Source organism: Vibrio agarilyticus (genome assembly GCF_012641465.1).
Lineage (GTDB): Bacteria > Pseudomonadota > Gammaproteobacteria > Enterobacterales > Vibrionaceae > Vibrio > Vibrio agarilyticus.
The window spans coordinates 21,979-46,490 of the sequence record NZ_JABAIK010000016.1 but is presented as its reverse complement, the minus strand read 5'-3'; the positions used below and the strand labels follow the sequence as shown (position 1 = coordinate 46,490).

Sequence of the window (24,512 nt, the reverse complement as noted above, 5' to 3'; positions counted from 1 at the left end):
TTTCAATACGCCTCACCTTCTAACGACGGTGAGGCGTGTTAAGAACTAAAAACAAGTCTATACCCAAACAATTTGAAGATGCAGGTAGGCGGCAAATTTAAGTGGGAAGGGTATAAATCGACCGGCGAGACAAGCTTACGCCGCCACCATTCTCAAGGGCATCAATTTAACCAACCCGCATAAAACCCAACTAAATAAAGCGCTAAACCGGCCATGACACCAGCAATCATGTCATCGACCATAATACCAAAACCGCCGTGTACGTGACGATCAAGCCAGCTTATTGGCCATGGTTTAATCATGTCAAACAGTCGAAATAACACAAAGCCGGTCACGATCCATTGCCACTCACTCAGTGGAATATGACACAAGGGCATCACCGTCATCGTCAGCCAAAAGCCAATGAACTCATCCCAGACAATCGCGCCGTGATCGTGCACTCCCATATCATGTGATGTTACCGCGCACAGCTTAACGCCAAGCGCAAAGCCCACTACCACAATCACCAAATAAACGCTTATTGGCAATTGCGCCAATAAAAGAAAAAACGGCACTGCCGCCAGCGTTCCCATGGTTCCGGGAACCAAAGGGGATAAACCACTACCAAACCCCGTTGCAAGTAGGTGCCATGGGTTCTTTAACGAAATCTGCGCTAATGGGTCACTCATTATTCTCATCCTTAAAGTGATCAAAGCCGGTTAATTGCCAATCCAGCGCGGCGCCATCATCGTGAAGTTCAATTTGCCCTGTCTGAGTAATTTCACCAATGCGAGTGATAGGCACTGACAAGGATTGAGCAATTGCCATAACGGCAGTGTCATGGTCGGCCGCAGCAGTAAAGCAAAGCTCATACTCCTCACCGCTGGTTAAAGCGTATTGTAACGCGCGAGATCGTTCTCGCAAGAATTGCGCCAATGAGGCAGAAATAGGAAGTTGGCTGATATTGATCTTAGCACCACATTGGGAGCGCTCGAGAATATGGCCTAGATCAGCAATGAGGCCATCAGAAATATCAATCGCTGCACTGGCAAGACCGCGCAATGCCTGGCCTATCGCCACTCGAGGTTCACTAAAATAATGAGCATCTACCAAGGTTTGCGCCTCTGTTTCACGGTGCTGATCAGGGTGTAAAATCACGTCCAGTCCGGCCTTTGCTTCCCCGAGCGAACCTGTGACATAGATGCCATCGCCCACACTCGCGCCAGAGCGGCGCAACGCTTGCCCAACCGGCACGAGCCCTTGCACCGTCAGCGTAATCGCCAGTGGCCCTTTGGTGGTGTCACCACCAATCAATTGCAGCTGATGCTGATCAGCAAGGGCAAAAAAAGCGTCACAAAAACGGGAAAGCCAAGCTTCATCGACATTTGGCAAGGTTAACGCGAGTGAGACCCAAGCTGGCGTTGCCCCCATTGCTGCCAAATCACTTAAGTTTGAGGCCAATGCTTTATGCGCAATGGCCGCAGGATCAGCATTCGCCAAAAAATGGGTCCCTGCAACCACACTGTCGGTACTGATCGCCACTTGATAGCCGGCTGGCACCTCCACTAAGGCACAATCATCGCCAGCGGCAAGCACGACATCTGGGCGTGAGGGTTGTCGCCCAACGAAATAACGCTCAATCAATCCAAATTCACTCGTCACAGCACCCTTCCTGTTGTTGGAGAATAAAAAAGGCCAGCAAACGCTGACCTTAGATAATTGTGACTGACAATTATTTCTTACGCACGTGAGGCGCAGCTTTATCCAGTACACCATTAACAAATTTATGGCTATCTTCCGCAGCAAACACTTTTGCCAGTTCAATAGCTTCGTTGATGACCACTTTGTAAGGGACATCATCGCGGCGTGTCATCTCGTACATTGCGAGACGCAGCAGTGCAAGCTCCATCATATCAAGATCTTGCATTGGACGTGATGTATAAGGGCGGATCTTACAATCCAGCTCTGTGTGGCTAAGCACAACACCGGTCAATAAATCACGGAAATAGGCAACGTCAGTTTCTGGCGCAACAAGGGCTGGCTCAGTAGCACGAAGTTCTTCGTCATCGTACTTGTCGCCAGATAAAAATTGTTGCTCGATAGTGGCGACATTCTCTTTAGTAATTTGCCAAGAGTAGATCGCTTGTAGAGCAAATTGACGTGCGTTACGGCGTGCGGCTGGTTTCACACTAGGCCCCCATTAGGAATCAATTTCAGAAAGAACATTAATCATTTCAAGTGCGCTAAGAGCAGCTTCTGCTCCTTTATTACCAGCCTTGGTTCCCGCGCGTTCAATAGCTTGATCGATAGTATCAACGGTCAAAACACCAAATGCCACTGGAAGACTGTATTCCAAAGACACTTGAGCCAAACCTTTGTTACATTCACTACATACATAGTCAAAGTGTGGCGTACCACCACGGATCACTGTACCAAGCGATACGATAGCGTCAAATTTGCCTGTTTTTGCAACACGCTGAGCAACCAATGGTAGCTCAACCGCACCAGGACAACGCACAACAGTGATATTCTCATCACGCACTTGCCCGTGACGTTTCAAAGTATCGATAGCACCTGCGAGTAGGCTTTCGTTAATAAAACTGTTGAAACGAGAGATCACAATCGCAATTTTTGCTTCCGGCGCTGGGAATCCACCCTCGATCACTTGCATACGCTTTCCTTTAACTTGTCATAGTGAGAATCGCCGGATTCTAGCACAATTCGGCGCGCGAATTCTAATGGAAATTTAACTCATTAAAAAGGCGCAATATTGCGCCCTTTTACTGAGTTTTGGTGTGTCACGATACTCGATAAACGACATCACACGCGGTAAGCATGACGTGAATTATTCACACACAGTCTCAACCACATTCAGGCCAAAGCCACCCAAAGCGTGATATTTCTTATCCGTTGATGAAAGTAAACGCATATCGGTCACTCCAAGATCGGCCAGAATTTGTGAGCCTAGACCAACACGGCGTGAGGTGCCCTGCTTTTTTGCCATGGTCGGCGCTTGACCACTGTCTTGCGCTTCAAACATTTTAATGCGGTGAATCAGCAGCTCCGGTGACTCTTCGTTAGCCAAAATCACCAACACGCCGCCTTGTTCGCCAATGCGTTTCATTGCACTTTCGAGTGTCCAACTGCGCTCTGCATTGCGGTCACTGCGCAACAAGTCGGTGAAGGTATCTTGTAAGTGTACACGAACCAAAGGTGGCTGCTCAGACGTAATAACGCCTTTTTGAAGCGCATAATGAATTTGGTTATCGATGACATCACGGTAAGTGACTAAGTCAAATTCACCGAACTCGGTTGGCAAACGACACTGAGCAACGCGTTCAATCGTCGTTTCGGTGTTGTTGCGGTATTCAATCAAATCCGCGATGGTACCCAATTTGATGCCATGCTTTTCAGCAAACACTTCAAGATCAGGGCGACGAGCCATGGTGCCATCGTCGTTTAAAATTTCCACAATCACGGACGCAGGCTCAAACCCAGCTAAACGTGCCAAATCGCATCCGGCTTCGGTATGGCCCGCGCGCGTTAACACGCCACCTTCTTGGGCAGCCAATGGGAAAATATGGCCCGGCTGAACCAGATCGGCCGCTTTCGCGTTAGGCGCAACAGCAGCTTGCACTGTGCGCGCGCGGTCGGCGGCCGAAATGCCCGTAGTCACCCCTTCAGCGGCCTCAATCGATACCGTGAAGTTAGTGGTGTATTGGGCATTATTGTCTTGCACCATTGGTGGCAAGCCCAAATGCTGACAACGGGCTTTTGTCATGGTCAAACAGATCAAACCGCGGCCATGCGTTGCCATAAAATTAATTGCTTCCGGTGTAATGCACTCGGCTGCCATGATCAGATCGCCTTCGTTTTCACGATCCTCATCGTCCATCAAAATTACCATTTTTCCGGCGCGAATATCTTCAATAATTTCTTTTGGCGTACTAATGGCCATAATTACGTCCTATTGATAATGAATTAGGCAAAGCCGTTTTGTTGTAAAAATTCAAGCGTTAATCGAGACGATGAGCTGGATGCATTATCATCGCGTTGAGTGCCAGTAAGCAGTCGCTCCATATAGCGCGCTAGAACATCCACTTCAAGGTTTACTCGGCGCCCCACTGAGAATTGGCTTATCGTAGTTTCATCGCTGGTGTGAGGCACGATTGTCAGCTTAAACGCGTCTTCGCGTAATGCGTTGACGGTTAAACTGATACCGTCTACGGTAATCGACCCTTTTTCGGCCACATATCGGCTCAACGAACTAGGCATCGCGACCCAAAATTCAATGGCGCGTCCCACATGATGACGTTCAATAATTTCACCCACGCCATCCACATGCCCAGACACAATGTGACCGCCAAAGCGGGTGGTTGGCAGCATCGCTTTTTCTAAATTGACCTTGTCGCCCACCTCGGCTTGAGCAAACCCTGTTTTGCTCAATGTTTCCAGCGACAAATCCGCACTAAAGCGCCGCGCGCCAAAATCGACAACGGTGAGACAAACGCCGTTGGTCGCGATGCTATCGCCCAGCTTAACATCACTCATATCGAGCTTGCCCACATCAACGGTCACGCTAATGTCTTCACCTCGAGGGGTGATGGCCGCAAGGGTTCCTACTGCTTCAATAATTCCGGTAAACATTGATCATTCTTACTCTTTAAAAGTGGCTCACGCTAGAGCACAAACCGCGATCTTTACGATGCGGATAAACTGGCGGTTAAACGCAAATCGGGGCCAATTTGACGAATATCACGCCAGTGTAAATCGATAGCCTTGGACATCTGAGTTAAACCAAGCGCGCCAATCAAACCTCGGCCATCGCTTCCCATTAATTTGGGGGCGAGATAAACAATGAGTTCATCGACAAGGCCTGCCTTTAACAGCCCACTTGCCAGCGTTGCCCCCGCTTCAACCCACAGATGATTGATATTGTGCTGACTCACCAAATACTCAAGCGTTACCGCTAAATCAAATCCTTGAGTTGAACAACCCAAGGTTGCAAAATCAGGGTGCTCGGGGGATAAAATCAACCGTTCCCCTTCTCCATCAAACAATTTCAAATCGGCGGTTAAACGCTGTTTGGCATCAAGAATGACGCGCAGCGGTTGGCGCAATTGAGTTTGTGGGTAATGGGCTTGAACATTCAAAGGTAAATCGTGCCAACGCACGTTCAACGAGGCATTATCAGCAAGCACGGTTTGACTGGTGGACAAAATCGCCCCAGCTTGCGCGCGATAACGCTGCACATCTTGACGCGCTTGTGGGCTGGTTATCCATTGGCTGGCACCATTTGCCAAAGCAGTTTGTCCATCGAGACTGGCGGCCATCTTTAACTGCACCCACGGCAGGCCCGTTTGCATTCGCTTAATAAAGGCTGGATTCAACGCTCTCGCGTCGCTTTCGAGTAGGCCGACAGAGACTTCAACACCGGCCTCGCGCAGCATCGCGATCCCTCGGCCAGCCACTTGCGGGTTTGGGTCTTGCATCGCACACACCACGCGAGCCACACCCGCTTCAATCAGACCTTTGGCACAAGGCGGCGTGCGGCCATAATGAGAGCATGGCTCCAGCGTCACATAAGCCGTCGCGCCGCGCGCTTTGTCGCCCGCCATTCGCAGCGCATGAACTTCCGCATGAGGCTCACCCGCGCGGTGATGATACCCTTCACCCACGATGCAGCGCTCTTTCACCAATACGCAACCGACATTTGGATTCGGCGCTGTGGTAAATTGGCCCCGCTTAGCCAACCCAATGGCGCGCGCCATCATTTGGTGATCAAACGCGCTCCAAGGCTCAGCCTGTCGTGAATTTCCTTGAAATTCTGTCATTGCTTAATCTTCCAGTTTCGCGATCTCTTCGCCAAACTCTCGAATGTCTTCAAAGCTACGATATACCGAGGCAAAACGAATAAACGCCACTTTATCCAAATCTTTCAGTTGATCCATCACCAAATTACCAATCATCTCGCTCGGCACCTCACGTTCGCCCGTCGCGCGTAATTGTGATTTGATCATACTGATCGCCAATTCAACCGCATCGGCGCTCACAGGCCTTTTTTCTAATGCGCGTTGAATACCATTCACCATTTTATCTTCGTCAAACGGTTCACGATTGCCATTGGATTTGATCACTTTTGGCATGACTAATTCAGCAGTCTCAAAAGTAGTAAAGCGCTCGTTACACGCCAAACATTGACGTCGGCGACGCACTTGATGACCATCGGCAACCAGTCGAGAATCAATTACCTTGGTGTCGTTTTCACAACAAAAAGGACAATGCATAACACCTCCAAAATTAATTACCGTGCCAGTGTAGCGGAATTGCTATCCCCAAGTCATCATTCACGATAGGTTTGTTTCGTGCTCTTTGGCGAGATCCCATGCCACTCGCATTTAATTGGTAAAACCAAGAAGGGAAGCCGCTCGCTTCCCTTCTTTATCTCGATTGATACTTCAACACGCTACCGTTGAAAGCATATCGCTCTTAACTGCGAATGAGATAGTCGGCTTTGCCAACCCATTTATACGAGGTAAGCTCCTCAAGCCCCATAGGCCCACGTGCGTGAAGTTTCTGGGTCGATACCGCCACTTCGGCGCCAAGACCAAATTGAGCTCCGTCGGTAAAGCGCGTTGACGCATTAACGTACACTGCTGCGGAGTCGACTGAGTTGATAAAGCGCTCTGCGTTGAACAGATCGCGCGTCAAAATGGCATCCGAGTGGCTGGCATTGTGCTCACGCATGTGTTCAATCGCCTCATCAAGTGACGCAACCACTTTGACCCCAAGGGTGTAACTCAGCCATTCGGTATCAAAATCGCCCGCTTGCGCTTCACGTCGCATTGCCACACCTTCAAGTAAGCGGTATGCCTCAGGGGTGGCAACAAACGTTAATTTATCGCTTAAGCGCTCAGCTAACTGCGGTAATAACTGCGCGGCAACCGCTTGGTGAACCAATAAGGTATCAAGAGCATTGCACGCTGAAGGGCGCTGCATTTTCGCGTTGTCTATCACCGCCAGTGATTTGGTTAAATCTGCGGATTCATCGACAAAAATATGACTGATACCAAATCCGCCGATGATCACCGGAATTGTGCTATTTTCTTTGCACATTTTGTGTAAACCCGCACCACCACGCGGAATGATCATATCCACATACTGATCCAGTTTGAGCAGTTGCGATACCAATTCACGATCTGGCTTTTCAATATATTGCACCGATGCGGCGGGTAACTCCGCCTTTGCTAGGGCGTTTTGGATCACTTCAACAAGTGCCATATTCGAGAAAAAGGTCTCTTTTCCTCCGCGTAGAATGCTGGCGTTCCCCGTTTTCAAACACAAGGCTGCAATGTCTATCGTGACATTAGGGCGCGCTTCATAGATCACCCCCACCACACCCAGCGGCACGCGGCGACGCGCCAGTGACATGCCATTTTCCAGCACTCGACTGTCAATTTCGCTGCCCACAGGGTCATTCAGTTGAATCACATTGCGCACATCGTTTGCAATGCCGATAAGCCGAGTTTCATTGAGTAACAGACGATCTAGCAGCGCATCAGTCATACCTGAAGCACGACCCAGCTCAATGTCTTTGGCATTCGCCGCTAGAATGATCTCTTGATGTGCCTCTAGCTCATCGGCAATGATGGCCAGTGCTCGATTTTTTTGTGCGGTCGATGCCGTCGCAAGATGAAAAGCCGCCGACTTGGCCGCTTTACCTAATTCAATTAAATCCATATCGCCTCCTTACGATTATTCGGTGATCACGACCATGTCGTCACGATGAATCACTTCTGCGCCGTAATCGTGACCGATCAATGTGATGAACTCTTTACTGTGACATCCGGCGATTTTGCTTAAATCTTCACTTGAGTAACTGACAATACCACGAGCAATTAAAACGCCTTGAGCATCGGTCACGCGCGCCACTTCACCTCGCGCAAAATTACCCCGTACATGCACCACCCCTTTTGCCAGCAAACTGCTGCCTTTGGTTTGCATCGCTTTTACCGCGCCTTGATCAACGACAATGTCACCCGAGGCCGCAGGCCCAGCTAAAATCCAACGCTTACGGTTCTCCAATGCTTCTGAGCAAGGTAGAAAACGCGTGCCTTGTGGTGTTTCACTGAGCGAGTCGAAAATCACGTTATCACCGCTGCCTGCCGCGATAATCACTTCAATGCCAGCACGACGCGCAATATCAGCCGCTTGCAGTTTGGTTGCCATACCACCCGTGCCCAATGTGGTACCACTGCCACCGGCAATCTTGCGCAGGGTGTCGTCGATGGTTGTCACTTCTTTGATGAGCTCAGCATTTGGGTCTTTGCGCGGATCGGCGGTAAACAGCCCTTTTTGGTCAGTCAGCAGCAGCAATTTGTCTGCGCCACATAAGATTCCCACTAACGCAGAAAGATTGTCATTGTCGCCAACTTTGATTTCGTTTGTCGCCACGGCGTCATTCTCGTTCACAACAGGAATGATGTCATTTTCGACTAACGCATTGATGGTATCGCGAGCGTTCAAAAAGCGCTCACGATCGTCAAGATCAGCGCGAGTCAGCAACATTTGGCCGATCTTCAGCCCGTAAATCGCAAACAGAGACTCCCATACTTGAATCAACTGACTTTGCCCCACCGCAGCCAAAAGCTGTTTACTCGCCATGGCATTAGGCAACGCCGGGTAACCCAAATGTTCACGACCTGCGGCGATAGCGCCAGATGACACCACAACGACTGCGTGTCCCTGCTTTTTCAGCTCTGCGCACTGACGGACTAAGTCGACCATACGCGCTCGGTCTAAGGCGAGCGTGCCGCCCGTCAATACACTGGTGCCCAATTTGACCACAACGGTCTTTGTTGCCGTCGCACTTTGCGTATCAAGCGCAGCATTGTGTTGATTCGTTGCCATTATCTCTTCTAACGTGAAACAGAAAGTGAGACGTTGTTTTAACAATCAATAGCCCAATTCACAAGCAGAAAAGGTGCGATAAACGCACCTTTTCTATTCTAAATTTGGTTTTGCCGTCAATAACTCAGCGATTTATGGTCAAATAGCGTGTTATAGCCAAACGACCTAGAGTTACAGGTAAGCAGCAAACGAACGAAGTCTCTGCGCATACAGAAACTATGTGATGAGAAACGCTGCGACTTTAAATCGAAAAGGTTTAGTCAAATACCGCCGATTTATCGTGAACCTCAACCGTCAACCTAAAGTGCGTATTCAACATTTGATCAAGCTTATCGTGAAACAGTTGTTGTGTTTGCGTCACTTCCTTGAGTACGTTTTTAGGCAGTTCAAGCGCCTGCCACTCACCATCGATATCGTATTTGCCGATACGATAAAGTGCTTGAAATCCGCCTTCTACGGCGGTTAATTCCATCCACCAGCCAAAAAATTCGCGGCACTCTGGCGACTGTTTATCGTCGACGCACACCGACAAGCAGTCAAAATAATAATTCCCTTCTTGCGATTGAGGGTCGCGTAAATACGGCCCAATCGCACGCATTTTCGCTAGCAAGCGATTATGCGTTGGCGCTTTAATCTCATCGGTCATCACTGAATCTCCGTATACAACTGGGCAAAGCCCCTTTAAGTCACCGCCTAGGCAAAGGCCCGACTTCCTGATGTATTCAGTTAATGACATGAAACTCAATCATTCAACCCAATATGCATCTTGTTTCAATTTTGAGCATTTCATTGGAATTGTCACGCAACTATTTCATCTTCAAGCCACTTTATCGCTAAATCGAGGGCTTGCTCATATCCTTGTGTAATATTGTCTGACGGGATCTGCTTCGCTCTGCCATATCGGCTATACGTTGCCACCATGCGATTATCACTCAGCGATGAAACGGGATCGCCTTCAATACTGAGCGCCAAAATCGGCACTGGCGTTTTTCGGTTGGCAAGAAACCCTTGCAATTTAAGCGACCATGCCAGCATTTGACCGGCCAAACTGCCAATATCGACGCCATTTTTGCCTAAACGTGATGCGAGCACATCTAAGTACATCTTGGGCATGGCCTGCAAACGCTGTGGCGCGACAAACAGTTCATGAACTGGCGCGCCTAACACCGCGCACGCTTTGACCTTGTCTTGCTCTAAAAACGCCAAACGGGTCATGGCATGGCCGCCAAAACGAAACCCTAATAATCCGACGCGATGGTGATCAACCCAGGGCAGTTTCGCTAACTCACACAAAACCGCTTGGTGCAGCTCGCTGCTGTTTTCGGTTAATGGCCAGTGAGCGCTGTGGCCAAGTGATGGCATATCGACGGTGATCATTGCAAAATCACGCGGCGCTAAGTGGTCGTGAAATAATCGCCACATATCAACTTGTAAGCTCTCCAACCCACCACTCACCAATACGGCGGGTTTGGGGTTGTCGGTATTCGGCAAGTGAAGATAGGCGAGCACCTTGCGATTTTGATACGGCACTTCGATGGTTTTAACAATATACGGGCTCTGCTTTGCTGCCTGTTCGTAGGTTTCAAAGGCTAATATGCGCGCTTGACTTGCAAGATTGTCGTTTCTTAAATGAGGGTAGCTGGCAATGCTATAACAGAGCGCGGCTTGGAAAAGCGCTTGTGCCGCTGGTTCATTGGTTAATGTGGCGCTTTCTGCTCTGTATTTCGCGCCTAACCGTGTCCACTCAAACGCCCAGTTACCACCGCGAAACCCCATTACAGTATCCAGCCACTGCTCCTCACTGCGCGAATGCGTTGAGGAGGCAATACGAGCAAACACCGCTTCCATTTCAATCGGATCAACGCCTTGCCAAGTCCACAATAAGCGACGCAAATTGCGATACCAAGCTTGCCCCTGAGCTTCACGCTGCGTCACCAAACGCTCTTCACTGCTTGGCATATAACGGGTTAATGTCGAGGTTTCTTTGGCTTGTTTGTGATTGACAAATAAGGTTTCCGAGAGATTTTTACTGATCTCATCGTTCATAAACGGCACTCCGTGGTCGCAAGCGTGACAAAGAAAAAATGACCCAAAAGTGGGTCATTTTTCAAATTCAAACTGTCGATTATTTTTGTTTACGATTGATAGGCTCAACGTATTGGATAGTGGTATCCCAAGGTTGCTCAATCCATGTTTCTTGTGGAATATCGACAATGTACTCGTCTAAAAGTGCTGCGCCAGACGGTTTCGCACACACAGCAATCAACTTTGCTTTCGGGTACATTTCACGTAATTTACGCGCTGTATCACCACTGTCAACGAGATCTTCGACAATCAAATACCCTTCACCATCGCCTTCAGGTGCTTTTACAACCGTCATATCACGTTGATGATCATGATCGTAGCTCGAGATACAAATCGTATCGACATAACGAATGCCCAGCTCACGTGCCAAAATAGCACCAGGAACAAGACCACCGCGGCTCACCGCCCAGATCCCTTTCCACTGCTCTGCTGGCATCTGCTTTTCAGCAAGCTGACGGCAGTAAGTCTGCATGTTATCCCAAGTGATGATGAATTTGTTGCTCATTATAATAACCTAATAAATTAAAAACTGGCGTGCCCAAGTCTGTCGACGCGGCGCTAGTGCGATGGGTTTGTGGCACAGGGTAGACCCCGACGCAAACGTTTATTCTACCGAAACTGCACGCTAATACCAATGATCGAGGGCAAAAATAAACGCCAAGCAGCACAGGCCGCTATGGCGTTAGAATATTCGATATCAATTCACTTTCGCTGTTTGAATTTTGCTGTTTCAACGCAGCTCGCAAATTGTTAGTCAGTCAGTGCGAACCATTGGTTACGCGATTGATGGCATTTATTGAAGCGCGTATTTTGCGACAAAAATCGCCGATAGCACCCAAACGCTAGCAGAAACTTCACGGCCTTTACCGCTAAGCAGCTTGATCACAGCGTAAGAAATAAAGCCAAGCGCGATACCTTCCGCAATTGAGTACGTTAGAGGCATCAATAAGCAGGTCACTACCACCGGCGCCGCTTCTGTCAAATCACGCCAATCAACCGCGACCAAGCCAGACATCATCAAAATCGCAACATAGAACAGAGCGCCAGCGGTCGCATACGCGGGGATCATGCCAGCCAATGGTGAGAAAAAGAGCGCCAATAGGAAAAGAACGCCAACCACAACCGCGGTCAAACCCGTGCGGCCACCGGCAGCAACACCTGCTGTGGATTCGACAAAAGAGGTCGTGCTTGAAGTACCTAACACAGCACCCACACAGGTTGCCGTTGAGTCAGACAATAGTGCTTTATCCAAACGTGGTAGCTTGCCATCTTCTTTAATAAAGCCTGCTTTGGTTGCAACGCCCACTAGGGTTCCAGCCGTGTCAAAAAGATCGACGAACAAAAAGGCAAACACCACTGAAATCATGCCAACTTCAAATACATCAGCAATGTTCATCTGCATAAAGGTTGGCGCAATGCTTGGTGGCGTCGCCATTAAGCCGCCCCATTGAACATCACCAACGGCAATACCAATTGCGGTGACAACAAGGATTGCGACCATAACAGCGCCGCGCACACCGCGATACACCAACGCAATAGTCAAAAATAGACCTAATGCTGCAAGCGCAGGCTTAAGGCTGGTGATGTCGCCACGGCTCACAAGCGTTGCAGGGTTATCAATGACCACACCCGCGTTTTGCAAACCGATAAACGCTAAGAAAAGACCGATACCCGCAGAAATCCCGGTACGCAGAGATAATGGAATTGAGTTAATGATCCATTCACGAACCTTAAAAATACTCAAAGCCATGAAAATTACACCCGAGACAAACACGGCGCCCAGGGCGACTTGCCAAGTGTGGCCCATGCCCAAAACAACACCGTAGGTGAAGAAGGCATTTAGTCCCATACCCGGCGCTTGTGCAATCGGATAGTTGGCAACAAAACCCATGATGAAACAGCCAATAGCCGCAGCAAGACAAGTCGCGACAAATACCGCGCCTTTATCCATACCCGCATCTGCTAGCATTGCAGGGTTAACGAAAATGATGTAAGCCATAGTCAGGAACGTAGTGATCCCGGCTAGAACTTCAGTCCGCACTGTTGTGCCGTTTTCACTGAGTTTAAATAGCTTTTCAAGCATGATGGGGTCCTAAAATGAACAAGAAGAAAACGATTGCGTAAACGATTGGCTGTGCATTATAGAGAGATCCGTCATTAAATTCCAGATAGAATTTTCACTCTAAACATGCTCATCATCACGAGTTATCACTGAAAAGAAACTGCCGTAACTCATTAATTAAATTTGATAAAGTTCTGAAGGCACGGCAGATTCATGCATTTTTTGTCCGGTGCAGTACGAATCAATGTCATTTTTTGCGACGTAAATTGCGGCAAAATCGAAAGAAACTTACGTAATTTTTATCAATGGTAGAGTTTGAGGCAAAAAAAACGCCACTCGATGAGTGGCGGTGAAATCAGACAACCCCATAGGGTTGCATCGAAATTTCAAAAAAATATAGGGGTGAACACTAATGTTCGATCACATGCTTTCGCTATCAATAACCAAAGCTCGTGGGATACACAAAATTGCTGATATATACCGTTGAGGTATTCCAGAACATTGCACTAGGTAAACCTTTCATCGCTATCACCTTATAAAATCAATTGAATACATGCTGATTTCTCGGTTCCTTGGAGGCGATAAATCGGACTCGTCCTTTGAGCATTTGATCTTCGACGCTGAAGACCAAACAAAAATACCATAAAGAAAATAAATTACAATCAATAACTCATCAAGATCACATTTTTCACCCAAATTAGCCATGAAGGCACTGTAAAATGTAATTTAATTACAGAATTATGAATTTCAACTTTCATTAGACCAATTTATGTCGCTAAACGTTTACCCACGGGACTTACCATCGCTACTCGACATACCACGACAGTGATATGCTTAAACAACTTGAAGGTCCAAGTCGGCACCAAACGAGCAAAGCCTCTGAGTACATAACTGGTGCTACCATCGAATAAGGAGTTTTACATGTTCGAATCCCAAACCTCAATTCGTCAACTCACGCCAACCGCTGTTTGGCAATATTTTGACGACATTTGCGCCATTCCTCATCCTTCAAAACATGAAGAAGCATTAGCACAAGCGATTGTGACTTGGGTGACTGAATTGGGACTACCAGTCCGCCGAGACGCGACCGGTAATCTATTTATCAAAAAACCAGCCACATCGGGGATGGAAAATCGCAAAGGTGTGGTTTTGCAGGCTCATATTGATATGGTGCCACAAAAGAATGAAGAGACGGTTCACGACTTTACGCGTGACCCTATCAAACCCATCATTGATGGCGATTGGGTCACAGCTCAAGGCACAACCTTAGGCGCCGACAATGGCATTGGTCTTGCCGCCTGCTTAGCCGTCCTTGCTGCGACTGATATCGAACATGGCCCGCTTGAAGTGTTACTCACTATTGACGAAGAAGCGGGTATGACCGGAGCATTTGGTCTTGAGTCGGGTTGGCTTGAAGGTGACATTTTGCTCAACACCGATTCAGAGCAAGAAGGTGAAGTTTACATGGGCTGCGCTGGGGGTGTTGACGCATCACTGACGTTTCGCATGCAACGCGCGCCACTTACCCAAGGGTATGAGACTCGAAGGCTGACGCTCAAAGGGTTAAAAGGCGGTCATTCTGGTTGTGATATTGATACTGGCCGCGGTAATGCAAACAAATTGATGGCGCGTTTTCTTGCCGATCACTGTGATGATATTGACTGGCGTTTAGTGGATTTTCGTGGTGGCAGCTTACGCAACGCCATTCCACGTGAAGCCTTTGTGACGCTCGCCGTGACTAAAGCGCAGCAAAACCAGTTGGCAGAACGGTTTGATGCTTATCAAACGCTATTACAGCAAGAGCTTGGGGCGATTGAAACCGGGCTCACCACACTCAATGAATCTGTTGATGCGGCCACACAAACTTTTACCCTTGAGGATCAGCGCCGTTTTATCGCCGCGTTACATACGTGTCCTAATGGCGTAATTCGCATGAGTGACGAGGTGACAGGCGTGGTTGAAACATCACTAAACGTGGGCGTTATCACCACTGAGAGCGACGAGATCACGGTATTGTGTTTGATCCGTTCACTGATTGACTCTGGTCGTGAACAGGTTGAAGGAATGCTACGCGCTTTAGCGCAGTTAGCGCACGCTGAAATGGCCTTCTCCGGTGCCTACCCAGGTTGGAAACCCAACCCCGACTCAGCCATCATGGCAAGCTTTCGCACTATGTATCAGTCGCTCTATGGCCGACTGCCTAATATTATGGTCATTCATGCAGGGCTTGAATGTGGTCTATTCAAAGAACCTTATCCTGATATGGACATGGTCTCATTCGGCCCAACGATTAAGTTTCCTCATTCGCCCGACGAGAAAGTAAACATTGCTAGTGTCGCGCTCTTTTGGCAACAGATGATCGCGTTGCTTAAAGCGATTCCCGTCAAAGCGTGATTTGATTAAGCGATCAAAAAGGGGCCTTTTCGGCCCCGATACCCAAACAACGTAGCAAGAGTATATTACTCTGATGTTAGGCGAGTATTATGCACGAGCGGCAGCGTAGGCAGCCAACTCGTCCATGGTTGTCTGTGCAACAACATCACCATCAAGGTAATAAGTAACGGTTTCGCCGTCACGCACACCTAGTAGGGTCGCCGTTTCACCAGTGTTGTAGGTGATGTGCATTTGCAAGGTATTTTGATCAAGCTGCTCAATTTGGCCTTGTTCAATTACGCGGTTAGCAAGTGGTTTAATTGGCGCTGTGGTCAATGACTTATCCAGCTTATGATTCACATCGATGAAAGTTTTCATCTTGGTATCAAAGATGTGCGATGAACCCGATAGTGGGTTTTTACCAGTCCAAAACTCAAGTGAGTTAAACACAATGTAATCCGCCGCAACTGTGATGCCATACACAGGTGCCAAAAGCATGTTAAGGCCACCACGCGCGTAACGGTTATCAACCGCTTTCAAGTTCATTTCCATCAAGTAACCGGTCACCGCGTTACTACCAACACAGCCCGACAGTGAGCCCACTACTGCGACAACTGCCGCTAATTTTGCCATGCGCATGTGTATTTTACCTCTAAATGCACTACCTCTTTCTCTGTTGCGATTGTTGCGAGCATCGTTCTAACGTTGTTTATCAATGAGTCACAAAGCCATCGTATAAACCGCGTTAGTATCTACCGTAAAACAAACAAAATAGAGAAAGACGTTAAAAAATAGGCGCGAAGTTTACTGTTTTTGTCCAGATGGTGCAAAAGCATACGAATGCCAAATAATTAAGCGAAATATTTTTCAACACTCCCCATTAAAGCGCACAGTCACAGCACAAAATAAAGTTTTTATAAATTAATTAGTTATAAGTTAATTCTCAAATTTAGGCGCAAAATAATCATCATGACGATAGTGTTTTTTTGTCGTCATCACTTGAAGGTTGATTAGGGAGATCATTTCGCCAGTTGTTACAGTTTGGAAAATTTTTACGGATGAGATGTACTATGACTGGAACAAAAAACAACAAATCCTTTCACATTCTTGGTCATGAAATTAAGCCAGGATCGCGCCTTGCGACGGAAATGGACGTCGCTCAGCTTTATACTCACTCGCCGCTTTCCATACCGGTTGAAGTGATCAATGGCAAACTTGAAGGCCCTGTACTCCTTATCAATGCCGCGATTCATGGCGATGAACTGAATGGCGTTGAAATCGTGCGTCAAATGATCAACTTGCTTGATCCGAAAAAACTCAAAGGCACGGTGATTGCGGTGCCGATTGTTAACGTATTTGGCTTTATTCATAAATCCCGCTACCTGCCTGACCGTCGAGATCTCAACCGCTGTTTTCCCGGCAGCGACAAAGGCGCATTAGCCTCTCGTATGGCACACGCGTTTTTTGACACCATAGCAAAACGCTGCGATTACATTTTGGACTTACACACTGGTGCAATCCACCGCACTAACTTGCCACAAATTCGTGCCAATTTAAGCAATGCAGAAACGCTACGCATTGCCAAAGCATTTGCTACTCCTGTGATTATCGACTCTGCGCTACGCGATGGCTCTTTACGTAGTGAAGCTGAAAAGTGTGATATTCCAGTGTTAACCTATGAAGCGGGCGAAGCGCTGCGTTTTGACCCCCTCTCTATCAGTGCAGGGGTGCTTGGCGTGCAGCGCGTGATGCAAGCGATTGGCATGCTGCGTCCGAGTCGCAAACAGTTACCCGCGCCAGTGATTGCGAAATCAACCAGTTGGGTGCGCGCTCCCGGCAATGGCGTGTTGCGCACCCAAGTGAATTTGGGTGACAAAGTGGACGAAGGGGAAACGTTGGCCTTTATTAGCTCACCACTGGGTCACGATGAAGTGGCGCTTACCGCGCCAAAAGGCGGCATCATTATTGGTCAGCAAACATTGCCGTTAGTGAATGAAGGCGACGCGATTTTCCATATCGCCTATTTCAAGCAAGATGATGAGTTGGTTGAACATGTCGTTGAAAGCTACATCGAAGAGCTCGGTGAATACGATGTAGAGCCCCTTACAACAGGGCAGATCCCGCTAGAGTCTCTTTAGGGTCTATACCCATATATGAGCATAACAAAAAGCCCTGATAATTCAGGGCTTTTTACATCATCGAAGCTTATTCGATATCGTCGTCTTCATCATTTTCGTCGGTAGCTCGCTCGGCGCGCGGGCGTTTGGCACTCGCCAAAGCCGCCGCTTCGCGCTCTTGACGCTGAACCGCTTTACGCTCATTACGCACGACTTGATTTTGCACAAACTCTGCCAACGTGGTTTCACCCCACGCCTGCGCTGCCGCTTCGCTATCAAAACCGGTTTCACGCTTTGACACGACAACTTTACGAGAAGTAACTTGACGGGTGATTTCGGCACTCCATCCGTTACGCTTTTCTATCACGCGAATCGCAAACTTTTTGTTTTTAGACATGACTGATGTTCCTATGGAGAGCGGAATAAACTATTCAAAAATGCATATACCCAGACCACCTTGTATCTTCAAGCAGAAAGGATATACACCCAAACGGTTTGGCATTGCCGGTAGACAGCAAGCAAAGCCTCTGAGCACTTCGTAAACATAGATAAACTATGTCACAAGCTTTCTAAGAGCAAACCCTTAATTTGCCCTGAAACTTCAAATAGAACGGGGATAGCGCAAAAAAAGACGCGCCCTGTTCAGGCGCGTCATTATACTCAACTGACCTTAAGTTGCTACTGACTTTAGATCATAGCTCGGTAAGGCTTATCATCGCATGCGCTTTAGCCAAGGTGCTTGCGTGCATTTTGGAACATACGCATCCAAGCGCCGTTTTCTCCCCACTGGCTTGGGGCCCAAGAGTTCGCTACCGTACGGAATACGCGCTCAGGGTGCGGCATCATAATCGTGACGCGGCCATCTGCGGTCGTTAAACCGGTAATGGCGTTTGGCGACCCATTGGGGTTATTAGGATAATGCTGAGTCGGACGACCAAAATTATCCACATAACGCAGCGCAATCGTACTCGAACTTTCTAACGCGGCTAAATGCTGCGCATCGCGCACTTCAACGCGACCTTCACCATGAGACACGGCGATTGGCATACGTGAGCCTGCCATACCGGATAAGAACAGTGAGTCTGATTCCTGTACTTCCACTAAGCTAAAACGCGCCTCAAAGCGCTCAGATTCATTGCGCACAAAACGTGGCCACAAATCAGCCCCTGGGATCAACTCTTTCAGGTTTGATAGCATTTGACAGCCGTTACACACCCCTAACGCAAAGGTATTGTCACGAGTAAAGAAGCCTTCAAACTCCGCGCGAGCTTGCGCATTGAACAAAATCGATTTCGCCCAACCTTCGCCGGCGCCCAGCACATCACCGTAAGAGAAACCGCCACACGCCACCAAACCGTGGAACGCATCCAACCCAACTGAGCCTGAAAGGATGTCACTCATATGCACGTCTGTGGCTTCAAATCCAGCGCGGTCAAACGCTGCCGCCATTTCGACATGGGAGTTAACGCCTTGTTCACGCAAAATCGCCATTTTCGGCTTAGCGCCTTTAAGAATGTATGGCGCAGCAATGTCTTCATTCACATCAAAGCTCAATGACACATTCAAACCGGGGTCGTTATCGTCTTGCTTAGCGGCAAACTCTTGATCCGCGCAAGCTGGGTTGTCACGCAGTGCTTGCATTTTATGAGTGGTCTCAGCCCAAATCGTGCGAAGTTCAGTGCGCGAACGGTCAATCAATGGCGTGCCATTTTGTTTGATCAGCACTTGATTCGAGTTCGCAACAGAACCAAGTACATGAGAGCACGCCTCAAGACCATGCGCCGCCAATGTCGAGAGCACGGTATCAAGATCGCTATTTTTCACTTGGATCACCGCGCCAAGTTCTTCATTAAATAGCGCCGCTAGCGCGTCTTCACCCAATGCTGCGATGTCGGCTTCAATGCCACAATGACCGGCAAACGCCATTTCAGCCAGCGTCACCACCAAGCCACCATCGCCTTTGTCGTGGTAAGCCAGCAGCAGCTCCTGTCGCACAAGATGCTGCATCGCATCAAAGAAACCTTTCAATTCAGCGGCATTATCCACATCAGCTGGTTTATCACCTAACTGCTTATACACTTGCGCCAGCGCGGTGGCACCTAGGCGATTTTGGCCGTTACCTAAATCCACCAGCAATAATGATGTGTCGCCTTGATCAACACGCAGCTGTGGCGTTACCGTTTTACGCACATCTTCCACTCGACCAAACGCTGTGATGATAAGTGACAGTGGTGACGTCACTTCTTTTTGTTCACCGTCGTCTTGCCACTTGGTCTTCATCGACATTGAGTCTTTACCGACCGGAATGCTTAAACCCAGTGCCGGGCAAAGCTCTTCACCAACCGCTTTAACCGCTTCATACAAGCCAGCATCTTCGCCTGGGTGACCTGCTGGAGACATCCAGTTTGCCGACAGTTTAATGCGTTTAATATCGCCGATATCCGTCGCGGCAATGTTGGTTAACGCTTCACCAACAGCTAAACGCGCTGACGCGCCAAAATCAAGCAGAGCCACAGGTGTGCGCTCGCCCATTGACATCGCTTCACCGTAATAGGTGTCATAGCTCGCGGCAGTCACAGCGCAATCGGCGACAGGCACCTGCCAAGGTCCGACCATTTGATCGCGCGCAACAAGACCTGTTACCGTGCGGTCACCAATGGTGATAAGAAACGTTTTTTCCGCCACTGTTGGCAAACGCAGCACGCGATCAAGCGCAGCATTTAACTCGATGCCTTGACGATCAAGTGCTGGGCTAACCACTTTTTGAGTGGTCGCCTCGCGGTGCATTTTCGGTGGCTTGCCAAGTAAAATATCCATCGGCATATCGATTGGCGTGTTGTCAAAGTGACTGTCTTCAAGGCTCAAATGACGTTCTTCAGTGGCGACACCAACAACCGCATAAGGCGCGCGCTCACGCTGACAAATCGCGTCAAATGTCGCCATATGCTCTGGCGCGACCGCCAATACATAGCGCTCTTGTGATTCATTACACCAAATTTCAAGCGGGCTCATACCCGGCTCATCATTTGGCACATCACGCAGTTGGAAACGACCGCCTCGCTCGCCATCGTTCACCAGCTCAGGCAACGCGTTAGAGATACCACCGGCGCCCACGTCATGGATAAACGCGATAGGGTTCGCCTCGCCCATCTGCCAGCAACGGTCAATCACCTCTTGGCAGCGACGCTCCATTTCTGGGTTTTCACGTTGAACCGAAGCAAAATCAAGATCTTCCGCTGACTGTCCCGACGCCATTGAAGAGGCTGCGCCACCGCCGAGACCGATGTTCATTGCAGGGCCACCCAGTACAATCAAACTTGCGCCAACGGGGATCTCTTTTTTCTGAACATGTTCATCGCGAATGTTGCCCATACCACCAGCAATCATGATCGGCTTGTGATAACCACGCACTTCTTCACCCGCGTGAGAGGTGACTTTTTCTTCGTAAGTGCGGAAGTAACCGAGCAGATTAGGACGGCCAAATTCGTTGTTAAACGCCGCGCCACCAAGTGGGCCTTCCAGCATGATATCTAACGCATTCACAATGCGACCCGGTTTACCAAAATCCGTTTCCCATGGCTGCTCAAAGCCTGGAATACGCAAGTTCGAAGTAGTAAAACCGACCAAGCCCGCTTTAGGCTTACCGCCGATACCCGTAGCGCCTTCATCGCGGATCTCACCGCCAGAGCCCGTTGATGCGCCTGGCCAAGGAGAAATGGCGGTTGGATGGTTGTGTGTTTCCACCTTCATCAGAATGTGTGCATCTTCTTGATGATAGGTGTAATGGCGGCTGTCTGGATCAGGGAAGAAGCGGCCCACAGGCGAACCTTCCATCACCGCCGCGTTGTCTTTGTAGGCCGACAGCACGTAATCCGGTGTCTGCTCAAACGTGTTTTTGATCATTTTGAACAGCGATTTGGGTTGTGCTACGCCATCGATGGTCCAATCGGCGTTAAAAATTTTGTGACGGCAATGCTCTGAGTTAGCTTGGGCAAACATCATCAGCTCAATATCATTTGGATTGCGCCCCAGTTTGGTAAAGTTTTCCACCAAATAATCGATTTCATCATCGGCCAATGCCAAACCAAGGGAAACGTTTGCTTCTTCAAGCGCTGCGCGGCCACCGGACAAAATATCCACATGGGCAACTGGCTTTGGCTCTGCCACCGTAAACAAAGCGGCTGCCGCGTCCATATCGCTAAAGACCACTTCCATCATGCGGTCATGGATCAATGCACTTACGGTTTGAATTTGCTCGGCTGAAAGTGGCGCTGAGGATTCAACATAATAAGCCGTGCCGCGCTCAAGACGCTTAACCGCGTTCAAGCCACAGTTACGTGCAATATCAGTCGATTTAGAAGACCAAGGCGAGATAGTGCCTGGGCGAGGTGTGACTAATAACAAAAGACCTTGTGGCTCGTGCTCTTCGATCGTTGGCCCATAAGTCAGCAATTTCGCCAGCTTTTCGGCATCACTTGCCGCCAATTCGGCATTTAAATCCGCAAAATGCATAAACTCAGCATAAATGCCAGTTACAGGCAGATCAGATTCACGACAAAGTTCAAGCAGTTTGTTAACTCGGAACTCAGACAGAGCTGGGGAGCCGCGCAAAATTTTCATGTGCTTAGGTCTCTTGTGCAATTAGTTAAGGTGATATTGGAATAAATTCACTGGGCTTACTACTGCGCTTCGAACTCATACCGATGTCACCTTGGCCTGCGTCTCATGAGTGTGTAAACATCGTCTAAAAATCAATCGGATATTACAGATAAAATCTCAGCAGCAGCCATTGCGGGCGCATTATATCGAATTTATTTTTGTGATGTAACACCAAAAGCAACCGTTTGCGTCACTTTTTTTACCAATTTTGAAATCAAGCCAAATTGATCTTGCTTAGAAGCATGTATACCCAAGTGACCTCAAGATGCAGGATTCAGAGCCGACTCACTGGGCTGAGTGCAAGGCAAACAACGTAGCGAAATAGCCAGTCTATTTTCAAGTTGTTTAACGCAGCCATCAGTTCAGTGATCGGCTCCCAAAGGGCGAGCTGTCTTGGTTCATCAGCTTTGTTGACGATTTTCGATTGAGGGCCACTCAATCTTCAAATCCTCGCCTCACTGACAAACCAAGTCATTCTCGCTGAACCTCGCATCTTGAGGTTACTTGGGTATACAATAGGCAGCGCTATTTTTGCCCACGTATATGAGATCTGTGATTGAATGAATAAGCCTTCATTTTCCACCCATTCACTTCGGTGGTCGGCAATGACCCGTTATGCCGTTACCTTGGGTAGTGCCTGCCTGGCGCTACTGCTCAGCGGTTGCCAAATCGAGTCAAAACCGCAAAGTGAATTTGAACAGATCAAAGCTCGAGGGGTACTCCGCGTTGGTACCCTAAACAATCAGCTTTCCTACTATATTGGCCCAAATGGCCCAGCCGGACTGGATTACGAACTCGCGCGTCAATTTGCCGATGAGCTTGGCGTAAAGCTTGAACTCATTCCGGCCTATCGCCAATCTGAACTCTTCCCAGCCCTCGCCAATCGAGAAATTGACATCATTGCCACTGGGCTAAAACAGTCTTCTCAAGACAGTGACCAATTTCGCGCAGGCCCTGCTTACTACTACATCAGTGAACAGCTGGTATACAAAAAAGGCCAACGCCGCCCACGCAACCTAGAACAGCTCATTGAAGAACAAGCAAAACTGACGGCGCAACACCATGAAAGTCAAAGCGACGTAACGTCAGAAAATGCCTCGCAGCAACCTCAAACGCTTCCTGATCAACTTTTACAAGTGGTTGAATACTCACCTGCAGCAGCCACGTTAAGAGTATTGCAATCACAACACGCCGAACTGCAATTTAAGACGGTCAATGCCGACAGTTTTGATTTACTAAAACAAGTTTCTGAAGGATCGCTGCGTTTTACTGTGGCAGATTCGGTGGAACTGTCGCTGGCGCAGCGTATCGCTCCCGATTTAGCACTGGCCTTTGAACTGACCGAAGATCAACCGGTTTCATGGTTTGTCCGCCGCTCAAAAGACGAAAGCCTCTATGCCATGCTGATTGAGTTTTTTGGTGAGCGCAATCAATCGGGTGAACTGGCGTTGTTGGAAGAGAAATACATGGGCTATGTCGACAGTTTTGACTATGTTGATACGCGAGCGTTTATACGAGCACTTGATAAAACTCTGCCCAAATGGGCGCCACTGTTTGAGAAATACGCAGAAGAGTTCGACTGGCGACTCATCGCGGCCTTGGCGTACCAAGAGTCTCATTGGAACCCGCTGGCAAAATCACCAACTGGTGTTCGAGGTATGATGATGCTGACTTTGCCGACGGCCAAAAGCGTCAATGTGACCAATCGGCTTGATGCGGAGCAATCGGTCAGAGGTGGGGTTGAATACCTGCGCCGCACGGTGAATCGCATTCCCGATTCAATTGTCGCTCATGAAAAAATTTGGTTTGCCTTGGCTTCTTACAACGTTGGCTTTGGTCATGTGATGGATGCCAGACGTTTAACGCAAAAACAGGGCGATGATCCCAACGCATGGTCCGACGTCAAAGAGCGTTTGCCGCTACTGCGACAAAAGCAATATTACCGTCAAACACGCTACGGTTACGCTCGGGGCGATGAAGCGCTCAATTATGTGGAGAACATTCGTCGTTATTACCAGAGTATTATTGGCCACGTCAGCCAAAAATCACTGGTCAACGAAACATTAACCCCACAAGAGCTTTTGGTCATTCCGCCGCTAAGTGAACGAGTACCGTCAGAAGCGCTCAATTCACCCGTTGCAGATTTGGAGAATAAGGTTGCTGAAACCAACGTGGTAACGCCTTAAAACGGTTTGCATTTATGCCCTAACCCCACCTACAATCGAGCCATACGCTAAGGCACGGTTTCTCCGTGCCCTAGTAGAATTCGAATATTGCAGGTTGTTATATCCAAACAACTTCAAGTGGGCCCGGTATCCGGTATATAG

At 48.6% G+C, this 24,512-nt stretch carries 21 protein-coding genes; 3 read left to right on the top strand and 18 right to left on the bottom strand.

Going from position 1 to position 24,512, the window contains the following annotated elements; all coding sequences use genetic code 11:
• Positions 1-161 precede the first annotated feature (161 nt).
• From pgpA to vcdP, 15 genes are all read right to left on the bottom strand, one after another.
• Complete coding sequence (gene pgpA, locus HGP28_RS14690) at positions 162-668, bottom strand: phosphatidylglycerophosphatase A (protein ID WP_168837231.1); 507 nt, start codon at positions 666-668, stop codon at positions 162-164.
• On the bottom strand, positions 661-1,641 hold the full coding sequence (gene thiL / locus HGP28_RS14685) for a thiamine-phosphate kinase (protein ID WP_168837230.1): 981 nt from the start codon (positions 1,639-1,641) through the stop codon (positions 661-663). Before thiL ends, pgpA begins: the two co-directional genes overlap by 8 nt.
• Before the next feature lie 70 nt (positions 1,642-1,711).
• Entirely contained in the window at positions 1,712-2,167 is a 456-nt protein-coding gene (gene nusB / locus HGP28_RS14680; protein ID WP_168837229.1) for a transcription antitermination factor NusB, read from the bottom strand.
• Between the two features lie 12 nt (positions 2,168-2,179).
• Positions 2,180-2,650 (bottom strand): 6,7-dimethyl-8-ribityllumazine synthase, encoded by a 471-nt coding sequence (gene ribH, locus HGP28_RS14675; RefSeq protein WP_168837228.1) that lies wholly within the window; start codon positions 2,648-2,650, stop codon positions 2,180-2,182.
• A gap of 174 nt (positions 2,651-2,824) precedes the next feature.
• Positions 2,825-3,937 carry a bifunctional 3,4-dihydroxy-2-butanone-4-phosphate synthase/GTP cyclohydrolase II gene (gene ribBA / locus HGP28_RS14670; RefSeq protein ID WP_168837227.1) on the bottom strand — a complete coding sequence of 371 codons (1,113 nt, stop codon included), beginning with the start codon at positions 3,935-3,937 and terminating at the stop codon, positions 2,825-2,827.
• 23 nt (positions 3,938-3,960) lie between these two features.
• Entirely contained in the window at positions 3,961-4,626 is a 666-nt protein-coding gene (locus HGP28_RS14665) for a riboflavin synthase (RefSeq protein WP_168837226.1), read from the bottom strand.
• 53 nt (positions 4,627-4,679) lie between these two features.
• Entirely contained in the window at positions 4,680-5,813 is a 1,134-nt protein-coding gene (gene ribD / locus HGP28_RS14660; protein ID WP_168837225.1) for a bifunctional diaminohydroxyphosphoribosylaminopyrimidine deaminase/5-amino-6-(5-phosphoribosylamino)uracil reductase RibD, read from the bottom strand.
• Between the two features lie 3 nt (positions 5,814-5,816).
• Complete coding sequence (gene nrdR, locus HGP28_RS14655; protein WP_168837224.1) at positions 5,817-6,266, bottom strand: transcriptional regulator NrdR; 450 nt, start codon at positions 6,264-6,266, stop codon at positions 5,817-5,819.
• A gap of 202 nt (positions 6,267-6,468) precedes the next feature.
• The gene (locus tag HGP28_RS14650; RefSeq protein WP_168837223.1) at positions 6,469-7,719 is read right to left on the bottom strand and encodes a glutamate-5-semialdehyde dehydrogenase; all 1,251 of its coding nucleotides are present in this window, start codon (positions 7,717-7,719) and stop codon (positions 6,469-6,471) included.
• A 15-nt stretch (positions 7,720-7,734) separates the two neighbouring features.
• Positions 7,735-8,889: a glutamate 5-kinase gene (gene proB / locus HGP28_RS14645; protein WP_168837222.1), complete on the bottom strand. Its 1,155-nt coding sequence runs from the start codon at positions 8,887-8,889 to the stop codon at positions 7,735-7,737.
• A gap of 256 nt (positions 8,890-9,145) precedes the next feature.
• Positions 9,146-9,535: a sigma factor-binding protein Crl gene (crl, locus tag HGP28_RS14640; RefSeq protein ID WP_168837283.1), complete on the bottom strand. Its 390-nt coding sequence runs from the start codon at positions 9,533-9,535 to the stop codon at positions 9,146-9,148.
• Positions 9,536-9,687: 152 nt separating this feature from the next.
• A complete protein-coding gene (gene frsA / locus HGP28_RS14635; protein WP_168837221.1) occupies positions 9,688-10,935 on the bottom strand; it encodes an esterase FrsA in 1,248 nt (415 codons plus the stop codon).
• Between the two features lie 79 nt (positions 10,936-11,014).
• The gene (gene gpt, locus HGP28_RS14630; RefSeq protein WP_168837220.1) at positions 11,015-11,479 is read right to left on the bottom strand and encodes a xanthine phosphoribosyltransferase; all 465 of its coding nucleotides are present in this window, start codon (positions 11,477-11,479) and stop codon (positions 11,015-11,017) included.
• A 288-nt stretch (positions 11,480-11,767) separates the two neighbouring features.
• Positions 11,768-13,057 (bottom strand): NCS2 family permease, encoded by a 1,290-nt coding sequence (locus HGP28_RS14625; RefSeq protein ID WP_168837219.1) that lies wholly within the window; start codon positions 13,055-13,057, stop codon positions 11,768-11,770.
• A 415-nt stretch (positions 13,058-13,472) separates the two neighbouring features.
• Positions 13,473-13,559, bottom strand: coding sequence for a small protein VcdP (vcdP, locus tag HGP28_RS19510; RefSeq protein WP_500691551.1), 87 nt, complete (start codon positions 13,557-13,559; stop codon positions 13,473-13,475).
• A gap of 398 nt (positions 13,560-13,957) precedes the next feature.
• Between vcdP and HGP28_RS14620 the strand changes: the two genes are divergently transcribed.
• Positions 13,958-15,430 carry an aminoacyl-histidine dipeptidase gene (locus HGP28_RS14620; protein WP_168837218.1) on the top strand — a complete coding sequence of 491 codons (1,473 nt, stop codon included), beginning with the start codon at positions 13,958-13,960 and terminating at the stop codon, positions 15,428-15,430.
• A gap of 87 nt (positions 15,431-15,517) precedes the next feature.
• Here HGP28_RS14620 and HGP28_RS14615 read toward each other — a convergent pair whose 3' ends face one another.
• Complete coding sequence (locus HGP28_RS14615) at positions 15,518-16,048, bottom strand: DUF3332 family protein (protein ID WP_168837217.1); 531 nt, start codon at positions 16,046-16,048, stop codon at positions 15,518-15,520.
• A 431-nt stretch (positions 16,049-16,479) separates the two neighbouring features.
• Between HGP28_RS14615 and HGP28_RS14610 the strand changes: the two genes are divergently transcribed.
• A complete protein-coding gene (locus tag HGP28_RS14610; RefSeq protein WP_168837216.1) occupies positions 16,480-17,547 on the top strand; it encodes a succinylglutamate desuccinylase/aspartoacylase family protein in 1,068 nt (355 codons plus the stop codon).
• Positions 17,548-17,614: 67 nt separating this feature from the next.
• On the opposite strand, the gene HGP28_RS14605 is transcribed toward HGP28_RS14610, so the two are convergent.
• The gene (locus HGP28_RS14605; protein ID WP_168837215.1) at positions 17,615-17,923 is read right to left on the bottom strand and encodes a DUF3622 domain-containing protein; all 309 of its coding nucleotides are present in this window, start codon (positions 17,921-17,923) and stop codon (positions 17,615-17,617) included.
• A gap of 329 nt (positions 17,924-18,252) precedes the next feature.
• Positions 18,253-22,146, bottom strand: a complete 3,894-nt coding sequence (purL, locus tag HGP28_RS14600) for a phosphoribosylformylglycinamidine synthase (protein WP_168837214.1) — start codon at positions 22,144-22,146, stop codon at positions 18,253-18,255.
• Between the two features lie 644 nt (positions 22,147-22,790).
• Here purL and mltF point away from each other — a divergent pair.
• Positions 22,791-24,371 (top strand): membrane-bound lytic murein transglycosylase MltF, encoded by a 1,581-nt coding sequence (gene mltF, locus HGP28_RS14595; RefSeq protein ID WP_168837213.1) that lies wholly within the window; start codon positions 22,791-22,793, stop codon positions 24,369-24,371.
• The last annotated feature ends 141 nt before the right edge of the window (positions 24,372-24,512 follow it).